This window comes from Marinomonas sp. GJ51-14, from assembly GCF_055808695.1.
In genome coordinates, this window is record NZ_CM147879.1 from 2,129,165 (window position 1) to 2,148,149 (window position 18,985).

At 35.8% G+C, this 18,985-nt stretch carries 15 protein-coding genes and 3 pseudogenes; 11 read left to right on the forward strand and 7 right to left on the reverse strand.

Features of this window, described 5'->3' with window-relative positions; translation table 11 throughout:
- Nucleotides 1–18 precede the first annotated feature (18 nt).
- From AC0L3Y_RS10255 to AC0L3Y_RS10270, 4 genes and pseudogenes are all read left to right on the forward strand, one after another.
- On the forward strand, nt 19–555 hold the full coding sequence (locus AC0L3Y_RS10255) for a peroxiredoxin-like family protein (RefSeq protein ID WP_473461944.1): 537 nt from the start codon (nt 19–21) through the stop codon (nt 553–555).
- 30 nt (nt 556–585) lie between these two features.
- On the forward strand, nt 586–1,041 hold the full coding sequence (locus AC0L3Y_RS10260) for a YybH family protein (RefSeq protein WP_473461949.1): 456 nt from the start codon (nt 586–588) through the stop codon (nt 1,039–1,041).
- Nucleotides 1,042–1,128: 87 nt separating this feature from the next.
- On the forward strand, nt 1,129–1,509 hold the full coding sequence (locus tag AC0L3Y_RS10265; RefSeq protein WP_473461953.1) for a hypothetical protein: 381 nt from the start codon (nt 1,129–1,131) through the stop codon (nt 1,507–1,509).
- 231 nt (nt 1,510–1,740) lie between these two features.
- A pseudogene (locus tag AC0L3Y_RS10270) lies at nt 1,741–2,688 on the forward strand (IS30 family transposase).
- A 162-nt stretch (nt 2,689–2,850) separates the two neighbouring features.
- Here AC0L3Y_RS10270 and AC0L3Y_RS10275 read toward each other — a convergent pair.
- A complete protein-coding gene (locus AC0L3Y_RS10275) occupies nt 2,851–3,927 on the reverse strand; it encodes a Vgb family protein (RefSeq protein WP_473461955.1) in 1,077 nt (358 codons plus the stop codon).
- Nucleotides 3,928–4,125: 198 nt separating this feature from the next.
- On the opposite strand from AC0L3Y_RS10275, the gene AC0L3Y_RS10280 reads away from it, so the two are divergent.
- Nucleotides 4,126–4,326, forward strand: coding sequence for a LysR family transcriptional regulator (locus AC0L3Y_RS10280; protein ID WP_473461960.1), 201 nt, complete (start codon nt 4,126–4,128; stop codon nt 4,324–4,326).
- A gap of 61 nt (nt 4,327–4,387) precedes the next feature.
- On the opposite strand, the gene AC0L3Y_RS10285 is transcribed toward AC0L3Y_RS10280, so the two are convergent.
- Nucleotides 4,388–5,809, reverse strand: coding sequence for an aldehyde dehydrogenase family protein (locus AC0L3Y_RS10285; RefSeq protein WP_473461965.1), 1,422 nt, complete (start codon nt 5,807–5,809; stop codon nt 4,388–4,390).
- A 221-nt stretch (nt 5,810–6,030) separates the two neighbouring features.
- Between AC0L3Y_RS10285 and AC0L3Y_RS10290 the strand changes: the two are divergent.
- From AC0L3Y_RS10290 to AC0L3Y_RS10310, 5 genes and pseudogenes are all read left to right on the forward strand, one after another.
- Nucleotides 6,031–6,225: pseudogene (locus AC0L3Y_RS10290) on the forward strand (helix-turn-helix domain-containing protein); the annotation flags it as partial.
- Between the two features lie 73 nt (nt 6,226–6,298).
- On the forward strand, nt 6,299–7,720 hold the full coding sequence (locus AC0L3Y_RS10295) for an aldehyde dehydrogenase family protein (RefSeq protein WP_473461970.1): 1,422 nt from the start codon (nt 6,299–6,301) through the stop codon (nt 7,718–7,720).
- 604 nt (nt 7,721–8,324) lie between these two features.
- Nucleotides 8,325–9,257, forward strand: a complete 933-nt coding sequence (locus AC0L3Y_RS10300) for a sugar ABC transporter substrate-binding protein (RefSeq protein WP_473461975.1) — start codon at nt 8,325–8,327, stop codon at nt 9,255–9,257.
- 60 nt (nt 9,258–9,317) lie between these two features.
- Complete coding sequence (locus AC0L3Y_RS10305; RefSeq protein WP_473461980.1) at nt 9,318–10,850, forward strand: sugar ABC transporter ATP-binding protein; 1,533 nt, start codon at nt 9,318–9,320, stop codon at nt 10,848–10,850.
- Nucleotides 10,840–11,832 (forward strand): ABC transporter permease, encoded by a 993-nt coding sequence (locus tag AC0L3Y_RS10310; protein WP_473461984.1) that lies wholly within the window; start codon nt 10,840–10,842, stop codon nt 11,830–11,832. The genes AC0L3Y_RS10305 and AC0L3Y_RS10310 overlap by 11 nt, the downstream gene beginning before the upstream one ends.
- A 196-nt stretch (nt 11,833–12,028) precedes the next feature.
- Here the strand turns inward: AC0L3Y_RS10310 and AC0L3Y_RS10315 are convergent, their stop codons facing one another.
- The 3 genes from AC0L3Y_RS10315 to AC0L3Y_RS10325 are packed head-to-tail and all read right to left on the reverse strand — an operon-like array spanning nt 12,029 to nt 15,377.
- Nucleotides 12,029–13,615: a response regulator gene (locus AC0L3Y_RS10315; RefSeq protein ID WP_473461989.1), complete on the reverse strand. Its 1,587-nt coding sequence runs from the start codon at nt 13,613–13,615 to the stop codon at nt 12,029–12,031.
- A complete protein-coding gene (locus AC0L3Y_RS10320) occupies nt 13,612–14,412 on the reverse strand; it encodes a sensor histidine kinase (RefSeq protein ID WP_473461992.1) in 801 nt (266 codons plus the stop codon). The genes AC0L3Y_RS10315 and AC0L3Y_RS10320 overlap by 4 nt, the downstream gene beginning before the upstream one ends.
- A 29-nt stretch (nt 14,413–14,441) precedes the next feature.
- Nucleotides 14,442–15,377 carry a cache domain-containing protein gene (locus tag AC0L3Y_RS10325; RefSeq protein ID WP_473461997.1) on the reverse strand — a complete coding sequence of 312 codons (936 nt, stop codon included), beginning with the start codon at nt 15,375–15,377 and terminating at the stop codon, nt 14,442–14,444.
- Between the two features lie 302 nt (nt 15,378–15,679).
- Between AC0L3Y_RS10325 and AC0L3Y_RS10330 the strand changes: the two are divergent.
- Nucleotides 15,680–16,701 (forward strand): annotated as a pseudogene (locus AC0L3Y_RS10330) (IS5 family transposase).
- A 288-nt stretch (nt 16,702–16,989) separates the two neighbouring features.
- Here AC0L3Y_RS10330 and AC0L3Y_RS10335 read toward each other — a convergent pair.
- Both AC0L3Y_RS10335 and AC0L3Y_RS10340 read right to left on the reverse strand, forming a co-directional pair.
- Entirely contained in the window at nt 16,990–17,937 is a 948-nt protein-coding gene (locus AC0L3Y_RS10335) for an IS30 family transposase (RefSeq protein WP_473462002.1), read from the reverse strand.
- Nucleotides 17,938–18,537: 600 nt separating this feature from the next.
- Nucleotides 18,538–18,879, reverse strand: a complete 342-nt coding sequence (locus AC0L3Y_RS10340) for a YidH family protein (protein ID WP_473462008.1) — start codon at nt 18,877–18,879, stop codon at nt 18,538–18,540.
- Nucleotides 18,880–18,985: the final 106 nt, after the last annotated feature.

An 18,985-nucleotide genomic window follows, 5' to 3' on the forward strand; every position in this document is an offset into this window, starting at 1 on the left:
AACACAAGGTGGATAATTATGAGTACATTAGTTTTACAGCCAGGCCAGAGCTTTCCCAATATTACAGTCAATACATTAGAAGGTAGTTCTTTCAATCTCGCCAAGCCAACGGGTGAGTATGATTGGAAGATGGTTATTGTTTATCGTGGTAAGCATTGTCCACTTTGTACAAGGTATTTAAATGAATTAAATCAAGCCGTGCCAGAATTCAATAAATTGGGTGTAGACGTAGTAGCCGTTTCTGCAGATTCGGAAGAATTAGCTCGATTACACATGACTGAAGTAAATCCTAATTTTCCTGTTGGATACGATTTAAGTATTGAACAGATGCAGCAGCTGGGTTTGTTTATTTCTGAACCACGTTTGGGTATGGGTGCCCAGAGACCGTTCGCGGAACCCGGTCTATTTATTATTAATGAAGAAGGTAACGTGAGAATTTTAGATATTTCAAATGTTCCTTTTGCCCGACCTAGTATCAGTTCTATGTTGATGGGGATTAATTACCTTCGCGGCCTTACTGAAAAATTGCCAATCAATGGCACTTATACCTCTTAATTTACTTATTGATATTTAACAGGAAAAAATATGCGTTTTTTAATATTAGTTATAGTGTTTGTATCCACGACTGCGCTCTCCGTAACAGCATTTGCCAAAGAGACTAATGCTGTTCTAATGAAAGAATTACAGGCTTTTAATGACAGTTTTAATGAAATCGTTGTAGAAAAAGATATGGATGCTTTTCTCTCTCTTTACTCAAAAGAAGTCCTTTGGATTGCTCCAGCTACAGCGCCAGTTGTTGGCCATGGTGAACCACGCAATACATTCCAGTTTATTATCAGTAAACAAGGGGAATTAGTTCATACCATAGACAAGTTAATGGTATCTGATGATGGCACTCAAGCAGTTATGATTGGTACTGCCTTCGTTAAAGTAAAAGAATTAGGTCTTGATGTTGATGGAACCTATCTTTTTGTTATGAAAAAAGAACAGAGTGAGTGGAAAATATTCACTGATATGTGGCACCAACACACTAAAAAGTAAAAGACTGTAATAACCATTATTGGCAGCCAATCATAACTACTTTTGGATGCCAGTATTCGCTTAATTTTATACTCAAGGAAAATTTTTATGACACCTAATTCTTTACACGCTGTGGAAGTAAAAACCACGTTAGACAAACTTATTCATTCTGTCACTGATCAAGTTTTCGATATATTGGAATCGACGTATCACGAAAATATGCGTATTTATATGATGGCCGGTAATGATGTATTGCATCAGATGAACAAAGTGGCCTTTAAAAATCACATAGCAGAATCGATTAAATCGACTAATGCGCCGAGTGTATGGGCAAATTATCATTTAGTGGAAGCAGACGAAAAAAATGGCCATGTAATTATTAGCCGAAAAGTAAATTTAACAGGTATTGAACAAGTTGTTACCCTTAGTATCGATTTCATTTATGAAGACAATCGCTGGCAGATTACACGCGAAGTTATTTTCACTTAAGCAGCCCAGTAAAAGCCTTTGATAAGGCTTAAGAAATATCGAATTAACAAGAAAATGTTCCTATTTAGGAACAAAAAAACCTGCTAAAAAGGCCAGTTTCCTTTAATAATGGTCTCTAGATACAGAATCCTAAATTCAGATAATAAGTGCGACACTGCAAAAGAGGTGTAGAAGAAGCCAACTGCTGAAGTTGGTACACTTCTTTTCACCACAAAACTAAGCAGCACCAACATGAATTATCAGCAGTTGACCGAAGGCAAAAGATACCAGATTTCGGCTCTTTTAGGGCAAGAAATATCAGTGGCAAATATTGCACGAACACTGAATTGTCATAGAGCGACGATTTATCGTGAGTTAAAGCGGAATAAAAAAGCAACAGAGTATTGCCCTGACAAAGCTCAAAGAGCTTGTTTGATAAGGCGAAAGACATCCGCTAAATATCGTATATCATCAAAAACGATTGATTTTATTCGTATTCTAATTGAAATCGACTGGAGCCCTGAGCAAGTCTCTAATGTACTTAAAAACTGTGGCATTCCTGTTAGTCATGAATGGATTTATCAATATATCCATGATGACAAAAGAAACAAAGGGACACTTTATCGCCATTTGAGACAAGGAAGAAAGCGTTACAGGAAAGGCCAGCGAACGAAAGCGGAAGTGATTAAAAATAAGGTCTCTATTGATGAGCGCCCAGTCATTGTAGAGACAAAAAAGCGTTTTGGTGATTGGGAAATAGGCACTGTTTGAGGCAAACATGGAACGGGTTCTATCGTTACTTTATTGGAAAGAAAGACGCGTTTTTATCTAATAAAGAAAGTGAACTCAAAGTCAGCCAAAGATGTGACTGAAGCGACCATAGAGTTATTGATGCCTTTTAAAGATTATGTACACACAATCACAGCGAATAATAGTCTAGAGTTTGCGTACTACGCTGAGATAGCTGAAACATTGGGTACGAAAGTGTATTTTGCTCATCCATATAGCTCTTGGGAGCGTGGAGCAAATGAAAATAGCAACGGCCTTTTAAGGCAATATGTGCCCAAAGGCACAGATTTAAGAAGTGTTACAGAAGAGAGAATAGGCTTCGCGATGAGACGAATAAACAATCGTCCAAGTAAGTGTTTAGGGTTCAAGCAGCCAGCCGTTATTTTAAAACAGATGTGCTTGGCTGTTTGAAATGAAAAGTGTCGCACTTCGGACTTGAATTCAGGATTAACGAAACTGTCTTTTCAATATAAAGGACGGGACACACAAATTAAAAAAGCCCAATAGCTTATTAAACCAATAAACTGTTGGGCTTTTTATATGCTAGCTCATTGATAATATTAGAGCTAACAGTTATTCACTCGCTTTCAAATCAATAGAAGAGATAGTATAGGGTTTACCATGTTCTTTATTAACAATCCCTTTTCCCGCCATTAAATCAAAATTAGAAATAATTAATTGATTACCATAGACAATGAGGTCGGCTGGCTGATCAATTTGTCCATTACTCCCATCATTATCACCATATTTCGCTAGCACAGACACATCGCCATTCGTTTGCACTTTAACAATCTGATTACTGGTAAAACCGGCAAGGTATAAGTTGCCTTGTTCGTCGATAGCAATGCCATCTGGGCCTGTACCCTTTGGCACAGTAGCATATATTTCTTTTTTGTGAACACTTTCACCATCAGGCATTAATGTTAGTTTGTAAATTTCATCGTCCCCTAAATTGGTAACATACAGATGCCCTTCTTTATCGAATATAAGTCCATCTAAACCAAACTGACGATCAAGGTTTTTTGTTTGAGCAGTAAAAATAAGATTAGGAGAACTACCATCATTTGCAACAGAAACCTGCCTATCTGTTTCATTAAAATAATAAATACCACTACTTATAAACTGCGTATTAAACTTCGGTAAACGTAACTGGGTCACATACAACTTGCCTTTATGGTAGCGAATTCCATTCGGGCTACTCATGCCTTGCGCAACGACTTCCGTACTAGCAATAGCATCATTTTCAAACGTCAGTCTTAAGATACGACCCTGATTTTTACCCTGATTATCAACCACAAATAATGAACCATCTGGCGCATATGCAAGCCCCATAGGTTGAGCTCTACCAGTATTGTTTATACCTGCTACTTTACCCAACAGACTATGAGAACCGTCTGGTTTCAGCTTCAATAACACGCCCGGTTGAGCAGAGTCTGCATAATTAGGACAAGAGAGAGTCAAACTACCATCAGGTGCAATCGCAAATGCATCTGGTGTAGGACAGTTTTCAGGCAATTGAGTAAATAGTTTAGCTATTTCCAAATTTACATTAACACTTGCCTGTTGTACAGGCTCTACTGCAGAACATGCACTTAGAAAAAAAGCCGTTAAACCAACAGTAACAACTTTAGAATTACTTAAAAAAAACATGTTATTACACCCTTAATAAAATAACTGCCAGTAGTGACAGAACAATAAGTACCGAGTATAAATAGAAAAAGCTTTAGAAAAATCAATTAAGCTTATCGGAGCAATTGAAATAATGAATATTAGTAGCAAAGATATAAATCTTCTTATTTTATTTAAAGTGTCATTTCAAGAGCGGAACCTAACTAAAGCGGCAAAAAAATGCATCTCAGTCTGCCTGCTTTAAGCCACAAATTAAATAAACTACGTCATGAGTTTTCATATCCACTGTTTGTAAGGACAAATCGTGGTTTAACACCTACACCAAAGGCTGAATTAATCGCCAGTAAAGTAATTAAAATAGTAGAAGAAACCAATTCATTTTATGCAGAACTTGAAAATGAAAACTTTCTACAAACCTAAGATAAAGTAAATATCTACACAACAGACTATGTTGAGTACTTAGTCAACTTATTCCATATAGCTATCTTATAGATTGAGATATTCTTTTAGGAGATAGATAATCATCTAAAGCCAGCTCCGAACAATCACAGCCAATACCGGATTGCTTTAATCCTCCGTGCATTAAATCAATACCATATTTAATGCCGTTAATCTGCACTTCTCCAAACTGTAGCAACTTAGCAAATTTATGAAATTTTTCTTCATCATCTGTAAAAATGAAAGAGGATAAACCAGCTTCTGTAGCATTAGCTCTTTTGATTACATCTTGTTCTGAAGTAAAGGACAATACACTAATTACAGGACCAAACATCTCTTCTTGCGCTATAGCCATATGATCGTCAATATGACTTAAGATCGTTGGAGCATAAAAGCTGCTGTTTTCCATGTTTTTAGGGTAACCACCACCAGTTAGTAGAGAGCCTCCTTCATCAAGCGCCTTTTTTACATTTGCATCTACTCGTTGCCATGCAGCTTTATCGATCAAAGGCCCCATGTCAATTTGAGAATTTCTATCAAAGCCAACTTTAACTCGCTCTGCTCTTTCCACTAACTTCTGACAAAATAATTCATGTACAGATTGCTCAACAAAAACCCGATTAGGTGTAACACAAATCTGCCCGGCATTGGCGAATTTAACGCCACATATGATATCGGCAGCTAAATCAAGATTAGCGTCTTTACAAACAATCGCCGGAGCATTACCACCTAACTCCATTGAATAGCGTTTGATCGATGTCGCGCCAGCTTTCATAACATGAAGACCTGTTTGAGTAGATCCGATTAACGTAATAAGACTTGGAATTACAGAGCTAGAAAGTGTATCGCCAATTACTGCGTCATCTCCACAGATAATATTAATTACGCCCTTAGGTAAACCTATTTCTGCACAGATTTCACCAAAGGCATAAGTAGATAACGGAGCTTTGAAAGAGGGTTTAATTACAATAGGGCAACCAGCAGCCATTGCAGGGCCGATCTTATAAGCTAGATTTAGCAAGGGAAAGTTCCATGCCAAATAAGCAACAACTACACCTACTGGTTCGTAGGTCATTGTATGGCGAAAGGTACCATCTTTATCGTCAAAATGTTTTGGCTGATACTGATAAATGGCCTCTGAGTAAAAATTCAGACTGTCAATCAGCATACTAAAATCTTCTTTTGCTGAGTGCCAAGCTTTACCCATTTCTAAATGAATACATTCACTTAAGTACTCTTCCTTTTTGATCAAAGCATCTCTAAGTTTATGCATCCAAGAAATCCGCTCCTCGATGGGCATAGTTGACCAATGTGGGAACGCATCGTTGGCAGCTCGCAATGCACTATGTGCATCACTTGCGTCAGCCCAGGCTATTTGACCCACCACCTCATTATTTGCAGGATTAATTACTGAAAATGAGCTTTTACTTGACCTAAGTTCGCCACCGATATACAGCTTCTTCATCCAAAACCTCAAACATATTAATCTAATTAAACATCATATGTTTAACTTATAGATGAGACAAAACCCTGTCAAGTAAAACTTAGATCTCAACAATAACCGACACACTTGGTATAGATAAGATAGTCAGTTGCCTATAAGCTTCGAGTTCTCACACAATCCACCAAGGTCGTCCAAAAATGAACAACCAATATAAGCAACTGACGCTAAAAGAATGATACCAGATTGAAGGTCTAAATGAACTAGGGTTTTCGGCAAGAGCCATCGCGTCCAAGATGAAACGAAGCAATAAAACGATTGCTCGTGAACTCAGACGATGCCTTAATAGTGAATATTGTGCTCAAACGGCTCACGATCATGCTTCCACGATCAGAAAGCAGGCTCGCAAGCTTACAAAACGAAGTCAGGAACTGATTGATATTGACAGGGTTTTGTCTCATCTATAAATTAAACATATGATGTTTAATTAGATTAATATGTTTGAGGTGTTGGATGAAAAAGCTGTATATCGGTGGCGAACTTAGATCAAGTAAAAGCTCATTTTCAGTAATTAATCCTGCAAATAATGAGGTGGTGGGTCAAATAGCCTGGGCTGACGCAAGTGATGCACATAGTGCATTGCGAGCTGCCAACGATGCGTTCCCACATTGGTCAACTATGCCCATCGAGGAGCGGATCTCTTGGATGCATAAACTTAGAGATGCTTTGATCAAAAAGGAAGAGTACTTAAGTGAATGTATTCATTTAGAAATGGGTAAAGCTTGGCACTCAGCAAAAGAAGATTTTAGTATGCTGATTGACAGTCTGAATTTTTATTCAGAGGCCATTTATCAGTATCAGCCAAAACATTTTGACGATAAAGATGGTACCTTTCGCCATACAATGACCTACGAACCAGTAGGTGTAGTTGTTGCTTATTTGGCATGGAACTTTCCCTTGCTAAATCTAGCTTATAAGATCGGCCCTGCAATGGCTGCTGGTTGCCCTATTGTAATTAAACCCTCTTTCAAAGCTCCGTTATCTACTTATGCCTTTGGTGAAATCTGTGCAGAAATAGGTTTGCCTAAGGGCGTAATTAATATTATCTGTGGAGATGACGCAGTAATTGGCGATACACTTTCTAGCTCTGTAATTCCAAGTCTTATTACGTTAATCGGATCTACTCAAACAGGTCTTCATGTTATGAAAGCTGGCGCGACATCGATCAAACGCTATTCAATGGAGTTAGGTGGTAATGCTCCGGCGATTGTTTGTAAAGACGCTAATCTTGATTTAGCTGCCGATATCATATGTGGCGTTAAATTCGCCAATGCCGGGCAGATTTGTGTTACACCTAATCGGGTTTTTGTTGAGCAATCTGTACATGAATTATTTTGTCAGAAGTTAGTGGAAAGAGCAGAGCGAGTTAAAGTTGGCTTTGATAGAAATGCTCAAATTGACATGGGGCCTTTGATCGATAAAGCTGCATGGCAACGAGTAGATGCAAATGTAAAAAAGGCGCTTGATGAAGGAGGTTCTCTACTAACTGGTGGTGGTTACCCTAAAAACATGGAAAACAGCAGCTTTTATGCCCCAACGATTTTAAGTCATATTGACGATCATATGGCTATAGCGCAAGAAGAGATGTTTGGTCCTGTAATTAGTGTATTGTCCTTTACTTCAGAAGAAGATGTAATCAAAAGAGCTAATGCTACAGAAGCTGGTTTATCCTCTTTCATTTTTACAGATGATGAAAAAAAATCTCATAAATTTGCTCAGTTGCTTCAGTTTGGAGAAGTGCAGATTAACGGGATTAAATATGGTATTGATTTAATGCACGGAGGATTAAAGCAATCCGGTATTGGCTGTGATTGTTCGGAACTGGCTTTAGATGATTATCTATCTCCTAAAAGAATATCTCAGTCTATAAGATAGCTATATGGAATAAGTAATGATTAAAATATATATTACATAATGTTTTTTACTATACGTTATTTAATTGTTTCGTAAATTATGAGGAGAGTGGTTTTATTTTTTCTAAGCTTTTGGTTGTTTTATATTTGGGCTTTGTTAATTATGAAATAGTATAATTTTTTTTATATTTTTTTAAGAGAAATAGATTATTAATAATTTAAAATTGAATATTAGACTGTTTTTAGCCTAATGTTCAATTTTTATAATAATATGCACTTTATTGAATTTATTTTTAAGTTAAACCTTCCTCCTATCTTCATTTAATATTATTTTCTTATAAGGCTAACTTTTAAGAAAAATATTGCACTTTTCATAAATTAATTGCTGATATAAATTAGCTTATTTACGAGTCATTTTTTTGTATCTTACTTATAGTGAGAAAGTCATTAATGTGTTGATTTTATTTTAATTGGATGAAATGTTTAATGGTAAATTATGATTGAATTTACCCTAGAAAGGTAAAGATAATGCAAAATATCACAATATATTATATTTCGAATTGCTGTTCCTTGGTTGATACTATTAACGCACTTACAGTGTAATACTTTATACCATAAGGAAAGTAATGATGAATAAAATAATAAAAACTATGTTCACAGTTGCAGTCGCTGGTTGGTTTTCTTCAGCTGTTATGGCGGAAAGCAAAATCGGAATGATGCAACATAATCAAAGTGATTCATTTCAGCAAGCTATGCTCAAAGGTGCTGAAGAGATGGCAGGTACATTAGGCTATAAATTTATAGATGCATCATCTAATGATGATCCAGTCAAAGAATTAGAAATCATTCGCAATTTTGCTAAGCGAGGGGTCGACTTGCTTGTATTAGGCTCAACAACTCAGGCTGCTGGAGTGGCTGGCGTTGAATTGGCTCATTCACTTGGCATGAAAGTTATTACAATGGACTCAATTCAGGGGGATTCGAATGCAGAAGGGCAGGTTGGAGGTGATGATGTTGCTGCTGGTTACTATGCCGCTAAACATTTAGCAGAAAGCATCGGTGGCAAAGGTAAAGTAGCAATAAATAAATTCCCTGATCCTATTCCACCATCTGAAGATCGAGTTAAAGGTTTTTATAAGGCGCTTAGTGAATACCCAGAAATAGAAGTCGTCGCTGAGGCTGGTCCTGGCTATGACACAATAAAAGCGATGAATTGGACTGCTGCAATAATACAGGCAAACCCAGATATCAAAGGTTTTCTTTCTATAGAAGACACAAGTGCTCTAGGCATCGTTAGGGGGATTGAGAACGCCAAGATGGAAGGGAAAATCCATTCAGTAACCGTAGTTGAAAGCACTAGTATTTATAAAGAGTTACAAAAAGGTCAAGTGTTATCAGGTGTTTTCGCCATGCATTCCTATAATTATGGTGCCCTAGCTGTCACTTTGTTAGACAGATTAAATCATAACCGCCCCGTTCCTTTTATTGTCAAAACAACAGGTGTTTTGGTTACAAGGGAAAATGTCAACAAAAATTTAGAATATTTAAATTTCGACTAACTCTTGTTCAGCTGTACAGCTAAAAACTGTACAGTTTTTTTTGGCCAAGAAGGAAAAATTATGAATCAATCAGCATTGCGAATTAGCAATATTGTTAAAAGCTTTGATGGAATAAAAGCATTAAAAGGGCTTACTCTAAATTTTAATAAAGGGGAGATAATTGGCTTAGTTGGGTCAAATGGTGCTGGAAAATCAACATTGTTAAATATTATATGGGGAGCCTATGCTCCTGACTCTGGTGAATTGTATATTGACGGAGAGTGTGTTGAAAAAATAACCCCAACTAAAGCTAAAGAATTAGGGATTGGTATTATATTTCAACACAGAAGGCTTATGCCTTATATGACTGTAGCGGAAAATATATTTATTGATAATATGCCTAAAAAAAGAGGGTTAATTGATTACAAAAAAATGCGTTCTGATGCAAAAAAATTATTAGATATTCTTAATTTAGATATTGATTGTGATTGTAATATAGAAGAGTTAAGTGCAGAAGAAAAGCAATTGGTAGAAATTGTAAAAGCATATTCTAAGAATCCAAAAGTTCTACTGATGGATGAACCAACTACAGCATTGAGGCAGGGTGATGTAGAGCGTCTTTTTGATCTCATGAATACGCTAAAGTCCAGAGGAAGTAGCGTAGTGTTTATTTCTCATCGATTGAAAGAAGTAATGGAAATTTGTGATCGAATATCGATCATCCGAGATGGTGAAAATGTAAGTGAAGGTGAAAAAAAGGATTATACGCCTGATAGAATTGTTGAAGAAATGAGTGGAATTACTGCAGCAGACTTTGAGCATCAACGAGATGTGACGGATACTTCTTTGAGTAAAGCTAGTCAAGAGGTATTGCTTTCAGTCAGTTCATTGTCTGTAGCGAATTGCCAAGACATAGAGTTCGCATTACATAAAGGGGAAATTTTAGGTTTTGCTGGCTTAGGAGGGGCGGGTGTAGAAGATATTTTTGAAGCTCTCTATGGGTTAAAAACAGATGCAAAGGGGGAGATAGAAATCGATAATGAAAGAGTGAAAATTAACTCTCCAATCGACGCTATATCTCATGGTTTAGGTTTTGTATCAGAAGACAGGCAACTTAACGGTGAATTTCTGGAGTTAAGTGTTAAAGACAATATTTGTATTCCAAACGGTCAAAAAAAGAGATTGTACTCTATTATCAACCGTAAAGAAGAAACACTTGCTTCAAAAGGCTTTATTGAGAAGTTGAATATAAAAACGGACTCAGAAGAGAAGTTAATTAAAAATCTGAGTGGAGGAAATCAACAAAAAGCCATAATTGCTAAATGGCTTAATTTGCAGTCGAAAATCATACTGATGTGTGAGCCAACAGCTGGAATTGATGTTGCCGCAAAGAGTGATGTGAATAAACTTATTCAACAAATAGCATTAGAAAGTAAAGGAATACTCTATACCTCCTCTTACATTACTGAGCTGATGCATGTGTCAGATCGAATTATCGTAATTTATCAAGGACGAATCTTTAAGGTGTTCTCAAGAGCAGAATACGACCACAATAAAATTTATCTTGCTATGAACGGTATCAATGAACAACTAGGAGCTAATAATGAACATTAGTGATAAGTCTCTAACTCAAAAAAATGAAACTGCAGAGAGACATTGGGTGCAAAAATTACTCGATATAGTTTCTTCTAGCTACTTAGTTAAACTGTCAATTGCTTGTTTGGTACTTGTCGCATTGTTGTCTTTTGCCAGCCCTTATTTTTTCACATTAACAAATTTTAAGGATATTTTGTTAGGTACAGCTGTCATCGGGATTATTTCATTTGGAATGACAATGGTGCTTATCAGTGATGGTATTGATTTATCAGTGGGTTCTGTTGTTGCTTACAGCAGCGTTATTCTTTGCGTTAGCCTCAATGCCGGTCTAGGGTTACCAGTTGCATTGTTTTTAACTGTTGCAGGAGCTATTACCGTAGGTTTGTTTAATGGTTTTTTTGTTTCAGTTCTCAATATTAATCCATTTATTATAACACTAGGGAGCATGAGCTTAGTTCGAGGGATAGCGTATATTATTATAGGTGGACAGCCTAAACCTTTTGATTCAGATATTATTAGATTTATTGGTTCTGGTTCTTTTTTAGGCGTTCCAATTCCGATTTATGCTTTGCTGTTAGTTCTTGTTGTACTTGCCTATATAATGAAATACACGCAGTTTGGACGTAATGTATATGCAATAGGTAATAATCAAGAAACTGCGAGACTATCAGGTATAAATGTTGTTAAGACTCGTATTTTAGTTTATTGCATTATGGGCTTGTTGGCAGGGATCGCAGGAATTTTGCTGGCAGCACAAACTTATGCAGGGATACCGGCAGCTGGAATGGGTTATGAATTGGATGCACTAACTGCGGTTATTTTAGGCGGAACATGCCTAAAAGGAGGGCAAGGAAGATTGGCTGGTACACTTCTAGGTACGCTAATCGTAGCACTTGTCCTTAATGGACAGAATATGCTTGGGGTTCCTTATTTTTATCAGCTAGTTAGTAAAGGGATAATCATAATTTTTGCGATGACAGTGGCAATGAAACGAAATTAGTAACTTTATAATTACTTATAAAATAATTGAATTTAAAAGAGGCTACTGCATAACTCTAGTTATTTTAGACTAGAGTTATGTAGATGAAAATGTCTTTAATAATGAAGAAATGATATCAAAATTCTGTATTTCGATTATAAGATAGTAATTAATCGGTCTCATAAAAAATCAAATTTTAGTAGATTCATATACCTATTTATTCTCCCCCTCTAAATGTGATTGGAGTTTTACCAGTCGTTTGTTTAAAGACTCGACTAAAATATTGGACGTTTTCGTAGCCTACTAAATTTGCTATTTGGTACATTTTTTTATTTGTTGTTCTAATTAAGTTCTGAGCTGTATGTATTTTTTGCTCTCGCACATAGTCTACAAAACACTGTTGGGTCTTTTGGCGAAATAGTCGACTAAAATAACTTGATGATAGTCCCAAGTGCCCACTGACATCCTTTAACGTAATTACTTGAGATATGTGGCTTGTGACATAACGTTTTGCTTTTAAAATCATATAGTTTTTTTCGCAATGGCTTTGAAATACATCACTAAAAATGCTCCTCAGTCGCATAATCCAGTCAATATAGTCATCAGTTTTTTCAATTGGATTTCCTATTAACCAGTTGGATTGAATTTCCTTCCACTCGGGCGTATTTTCAATACTGGACTCTTTAACAAAATCATTTACTAGGTAATGTAGAGTATGACTTCCTCCTTGTAGAGCTAAAGGAGATAAAGAATTATTGTGTTTGAGGTATGTAATAAGTTCGTCAAAATCACTAAGAATTTTTTCACAGTCATTGTCTTTTATATGGTTTGCAATATTTGATAAGTAACTGTCTAAATTAGAGGCGCAATCATTTAGTCCTAGCGTTTGCAGTTCTTCAAATTTACGGAACTGAAGTGTTTCTGTCGTTGTGACTGCTTGAGATGCTTCCAAAAATGATTTTCTCAAGGAGTCGACGCCAATATGTTTTTTTGAAATACCGGCAGAGACTTCTATATTAAAAGATTGTTTGGCTGTTAAAATTATAGATTTGTAGAAATGTGCTAATTTAGATTCAATGGAGTCGGCTGATAATTGATCGTTGAATGAGCAGACACAAATAAAATCGGATTTATCACCTTCTATAACCGTTATTGCTGAAGTAGACTGCGCCTCATTTTCAAGGTGTTGTTTCCAAACTTTAATTGTTTCATTAGAGAGTTTAGAAAAGTTGAACACGCGAAATACAATAACAACAATGCAATGGGAGTGAATGCATAGATTGAAGTCGTTAAACAGCTCTGTTAACTGTTTTTTTATGTAGACCTTTCCATCTAATGCACCCTTAAGCATTACCTTACCAAGCTTAAGTCGTTTTTTTTGAAGTAATATTGAACTTTCTTGTTCTGTCTGTTTTTCTATTCGCAAGTTTTCTATCTTTATCGATATTTTATTTAAGATAGAAAGTAATTCGTCTGGTTCCATATCCAGTTTTAATAAGTAGTCTTCTGCTCCTGCTTGAAGCGCTCCTTTTACAAGTGAAAAATCATCATATGAGCTGAGCATAATGAACTTACTCATTAATTTTTCTTGTTTTGCCAATTTAATCAGCTCTATTCCATTCATCAATGGCATTTGGATATCACTAATAATAATATCAGGTTGATGAGTTAAGGCTAAAGCGAGTGCTTCGCGTCCATTCTCGGCTTCTCCGATGATTTCGTAGCCGTGAGCATTCCAATCAATTATGGAGTGTAATCCTAGTCGGGCGAGAAATTCGTCATCGACTAACAGAATTTTTTTCATATCTCCTCCATTAGCGGTAATTCTACTGTTACTAAGGTATATTGGTTTGGAATGCTTTCTATAACGATACCTGATCCTGTAGGATTATAGGCTTTCAACCTTTCTCTTAGAGTGTCTAGTCCTATGCTATTGAAATGATTTTTTTCTTTTTTAAATGATTTTGCATTAGTATGATAACCAACACCATTATCAAAAACGCTTAACCAGACAGATTGATTGACTTTTTTGGCTTCCACAACTATTTCACCAAATTGATTTTTTGGAAGTACGCCATGAAATATTGCATTTTCAACTAGCGGTTGAAGTATAAATTTTAGACACCTACATTTTTTTGCATCATTATCAATATTATATTTAACATTGAACTTATTATTGTAAGCAACAAGTTCAATGGCAACGTAGTCTTTTAAAACTAAAAACTCCTCAGCTACAGTAATTATACTGTCCATTTTATATGTACTATTTCTTAATAATCGTGCAAGTGCTTCAATGACAGATTTAATATTATTTGCTTTTTGAATTATCGCCATCCAGCGAATGGAGTTAAGAGTGTTGTATAGAAAATGGGGGTTAATCTGAGCCTGCAGTGCCCTATACTCAGCATCTTTTTCTCTCTCTTTCTGGGCCACTTGTGATTTAACAAGGCTATCTATTTTACAGACCATGAAGTTAAAATTTCGAGTCAGTTCAGCCAATTCATCTTTTCCATTATGGGATGCTTGAGCTGTAAGATCACCATTTCGTACTTTTCGTGTTGCTCTCTGCAATTCCTTAATGGGAGCTAAAAGATTTGTCACTGCAGATAACCAGATAAAAGATGCCATTACTAGAAAAACGATGAAGCCCCAAAAAAATAATCAAATAGCTTGTAACTTTTATCTGTTACTGTTTCTAAATCGAGTACACCTACAACCAACCAATTATAATTTGGTATACTTTTAATATAAAGGCTTATGTTTTTTTCTTTTAATGTTACCGAGGTTACTTCATTTTTTTTATTATAATGCTCCATTGCTTTATTAAGTATATATGGTGGGATTTCTTTTCCTGAAAGAGTATTTGAATCTGAATCTAATACATATATATGTCCATTTTCTCTATTATTGTAACTATTTAATACAGTTGAGAATAACTTCAAATCCAAATTTATATAAAGCATTCCAATGTCATCATGATAACTTCTATCTTTTATTACTCTAAATAAAGAAATTGAATTTTCTATATTTTCTATATTTTCTTTACTTGAGCTTCGATAAATGCTAGACCATACGAATTTATCTGGATTTTTAAGAGCATAGTTATATAGTGGATTATTTAATATCCATTCATCACTTATTGAATCACTAAATATAGGGTCTCCAAATGTCATTTTTAATCCATTAAAACCATAAATTTTAATGGAATTTACATTACTGAATTGAGATGATATTCGATAGTTTTCAAGCTTTAAATTAAATTTTTTTTGAAATTTTATACTTTCTAAAGGCTTTTCTATATGATTTTTAATTGCTTTTTTTAGGTCAAGATCTAAGTAAACATAATATGCATTCATTTTAGTTTCGAAAAGTTCGTGTGATAGCTGAGCTTGTAGGTTATCTAGAGAATATTCATAGGATTTAGATGCATTTTCTTGAACGATATCTAGTATATATTTTTTTCCTATTAATCCCGTTAATAATGTAGGTATGGCAACTAATGAGAAAAACAATATAATAGCTTTTCCAACGAGACTGTTTTTAAATTTTAAAAAAATTTTAATCAAGAAAACTCCGTAGTATCGAATTTGATACCAATTTTTATTTTTTTAATGATGAGTTTTATTTTTAACTTAATTTTGACTAGAGTGTTAGTTCTAGGTGTTTTTAATCCTCAGATAGAAATTGAATTATTTTGTATCATTACAATCTAAAAAGCACAGAGTTCTAAAACATGATATGTTTATAACATATGATTTTATTGTGGTGCAACATGAAACTTTGTACAGATGAAAGCTAGAATACTAGGGGCCATGTGAATAAGTGTCTGTCATTAGATAGTCGCGTTTTAAGTCTTTGAACCTAAACTATGTCAAATCAACTCACCTTTGCCGATAGCGAATTCAACAACAAGCGTCGTAAAACACGTAAAGAGATTTTCTTGACTCGAATGGACGAACTGATGCCGTGGGATCAGCTTGAAGTGGTGATTGATTTTTTTACCCAAAAGCCGGAAAAGGAAGAAGATCGTATCCGTTGTTCACCATGTTTCGCATTCACTGCATGCAACATTAGTATAACATGGGCTATTCTGCCATGGAGAGTGCGCTTTATGAAACCACGTCAATGCGCATTTTTTCTGGGTTGCCGCTGGACATCGCTATTCCTGACCACACGACTATTATGAATTTTAGGCGCTTGCTGGAAAAATATAAGCTCTCCCGTCAGCTGTTTAAAGAGGTCAATAAATGGTTGTTCAGAGCAGGAATTTACTTAAAAGAAGGCTCGATTGTCGACGCCACCATCATTGAAGTCGCCATCTCAACCAGAATAAAGCGAAAGCTTGCGATCCCGAGATGCACCAGATCCAAAAAGGAAAGTAATGGTTTTTTGGGTTAGAAGCTCACATTGGCGTTAATGCCAGAAGAGGGCTAACGAACAGTCTAAGCACAACGACGGCCAACGTACATGACATCACAGAAACAGAAAATCTGCTTCATGGTGAGGAAAGCTTTATCTCGGCGGATTCAGAATATCGAGGCGCACAAAACGAGAAAAGTTTAAAGATATCAACGCGGATTGGTTAATTGCTGTGATGCCAAGCAAGTTACACCTTCTCAAGAAACCCCCGAGAATAAATAAGCAACTAATCCGGACGGAATAACTCAAAGCCAATATTCGAGCAAAAGTAGGGCATCTGTTTCGTATCATAAAGCGTCAGTTTTGTTTTAGGAAAGTGGTCATCGAGGTTTTACGAAAAACGACGCCAAACTGGCGATGCTGCTTGTCTTAGCTAATGTGTTTAGAATTGAGCAGATGATAAGAACTGCAAGGGGGGGATCCGTTGAATCGGTTAAAAAGCACTTAAACAAAGCTAATAAACTTGTTTAGGTGTGAAAAGTACCGAAATGGGTGGTATTTTGTACTTTTTTAGCGAACTAGACACTCTAATCACTGTGTGGCTTTTTAATCGCAGATTCCTTAACACCCGATCCTAATTTATTTTAGGAGGATGGTTCAACTGTTTATGCAATTACGATTGGATTGCTATTTTTGCTAAAATAGCATTAATTAACACCTACTATTGTTAATTTTTTTCAGGTGCTTATTCAACTAATAATTCAATGTTTGATGTGTATTTAGCCGCGAATTCAACTCCGAAGTGCACCACTCCCTAAATTACGCTGCACTTCGTAGTTCATCGAACACGACCGCAGGTTGTCTATAGCCAAGGCACTTCCTTGGCCTCAGATTTAGTGACCTTTGTACCTTCGCAACTTCTTCATCTGTCACTGTCCTAAGATCGGTTCCCTTAGGGATATATTGCCTCAGCAGACCGTTAAAATTTTCATTTAAGCCGCGCTCCCAGGAAGCGTAAGGGTTAGCAAAATACACATCGGCCTTCAGTTTTTGAGCAATGCTTTCATGGGCACAAAACTCTGTTCCGTTATCTGCGGTAATCGTATGCACGTGACGACGATAGCGCCACAGCATAGCACCAACCGCTCGACACACATCTTCAGTACTTTTCTTGGGCACTTTACGGATTAAGTACATCTTACTCTTCCGCTCAACCAAGCTAACAATCGCTCCAGTACCTTGCTTGCCTAAAACGGTATCGACTTCCCAGTCACCAAAACGCTGCTTGCTATCCACTATATCAGGGCGTTCTTCGATACCAACTCTATTAGGAATAATGACCCGTTTGGTATGCTTTCCTTTTCGATATCGCCTACCGTTGTGTCGTAAATGCTTGTACAGTTTTCCACCTTGACGCTTGTCTCTTTGCACATAGCCATAAATCCATTCATGACTGACAGGTAAGCCTATTAAATGGCTTACACCTGATATCTGTTCAGGGCTCCATTTTAGCGCTAGACCAAACTCAACATAATCGATGGTTTTCTGTGATATCTGGCTTTTCGCAGCACAGTGTCGTCGATGTTGAGCACGGCGCTGTGCGACATTAGGCTCATAAGTGCCATTGATAGTATGCCGCTTTAACTCTCGACTGATACTGGAATGACTGATGTTAAGTCGCCTGCCAATCTCTCTGTAACTTAAATGTTGGCTCAGATAGGCTTGAATCTGATATCGTTGTCCTTCGATCAACTGCTTATAGCTCATGGTAATACTCTAATTGTTTGGCGACGTTAGAATACCACCTATGGGCAGTTGATCTCTCGTCACCTACTCAACCATGAGTGGTGCACTTATTATCTGAATTTGCGGCGTTTTTCTTTGGAGTTGGTTCTTATTTTACTTGCAAACTTAGTTTTTCCAATTCTAGTTTTATTTTGACTCGTGTTAAGGCCTTTAACTGAGATGAAATTGAGAAGATGTACTACTATGTTTTATGGTCGTTTCTATGTTTTTTGATGCAACCAATTTCATTAATTCTAATTTTATTTCTCATTGCCATTTTCTTATTTTATAAAAAATTTAAAAAATGAATTATAATAGTGGTAAGTCTTTATAGAGGGTATCAATATTATCTATATAAAGTGTACGTAATCATCGAAATTATTATACTTAGACATAGTAATATTTTGCTTTTTTTGAAAAATGAAAGGCTAATAATTAGGGAAAAGATTGTTAAAAATACATATTCTATGATTGAGTTATATTCACTGGATTTTAATATATATGCTATTAATATTATGCATAATGAAATCGTTCTAATCCAAGATAATATAGTTCTTTCATATTGTGTTTCTATTGTTTTTTTCATTTTGTCATCAATATTAATATAACAAGTAATGAGGTGGTTAAAATAGATAAGGTTATATGGATATTACCATATTTAATTGGTTTGTTGTTTCTCATACTTATTTCATTTCTTTTCCACCTTAAGTATCCATTCATTATACAGAATGAACTGATAAAAATAAAAAAATAAAAAACTAACTCTAAGTTTAAATCTTTTTTTAAATGTTGATTAAGTTGGTCTGTTGCGATCGCTCCAACAAAAAAACCAAGACCTGTTCTTACCCAGGCAAGAAAGGTTCTTTCATTGGCTAAAGTAAACCTATAGTCTGGTTCTTGTCCTTCTTCGTACCATTTTTTCATTCTACTACCTATTTATCAGAGATCATTATGAATTATAGTTTTACCTACGATTTCTTTATTATATATTAAATTAAAATATAATAATTTTCATTTTGATTGATTTTTA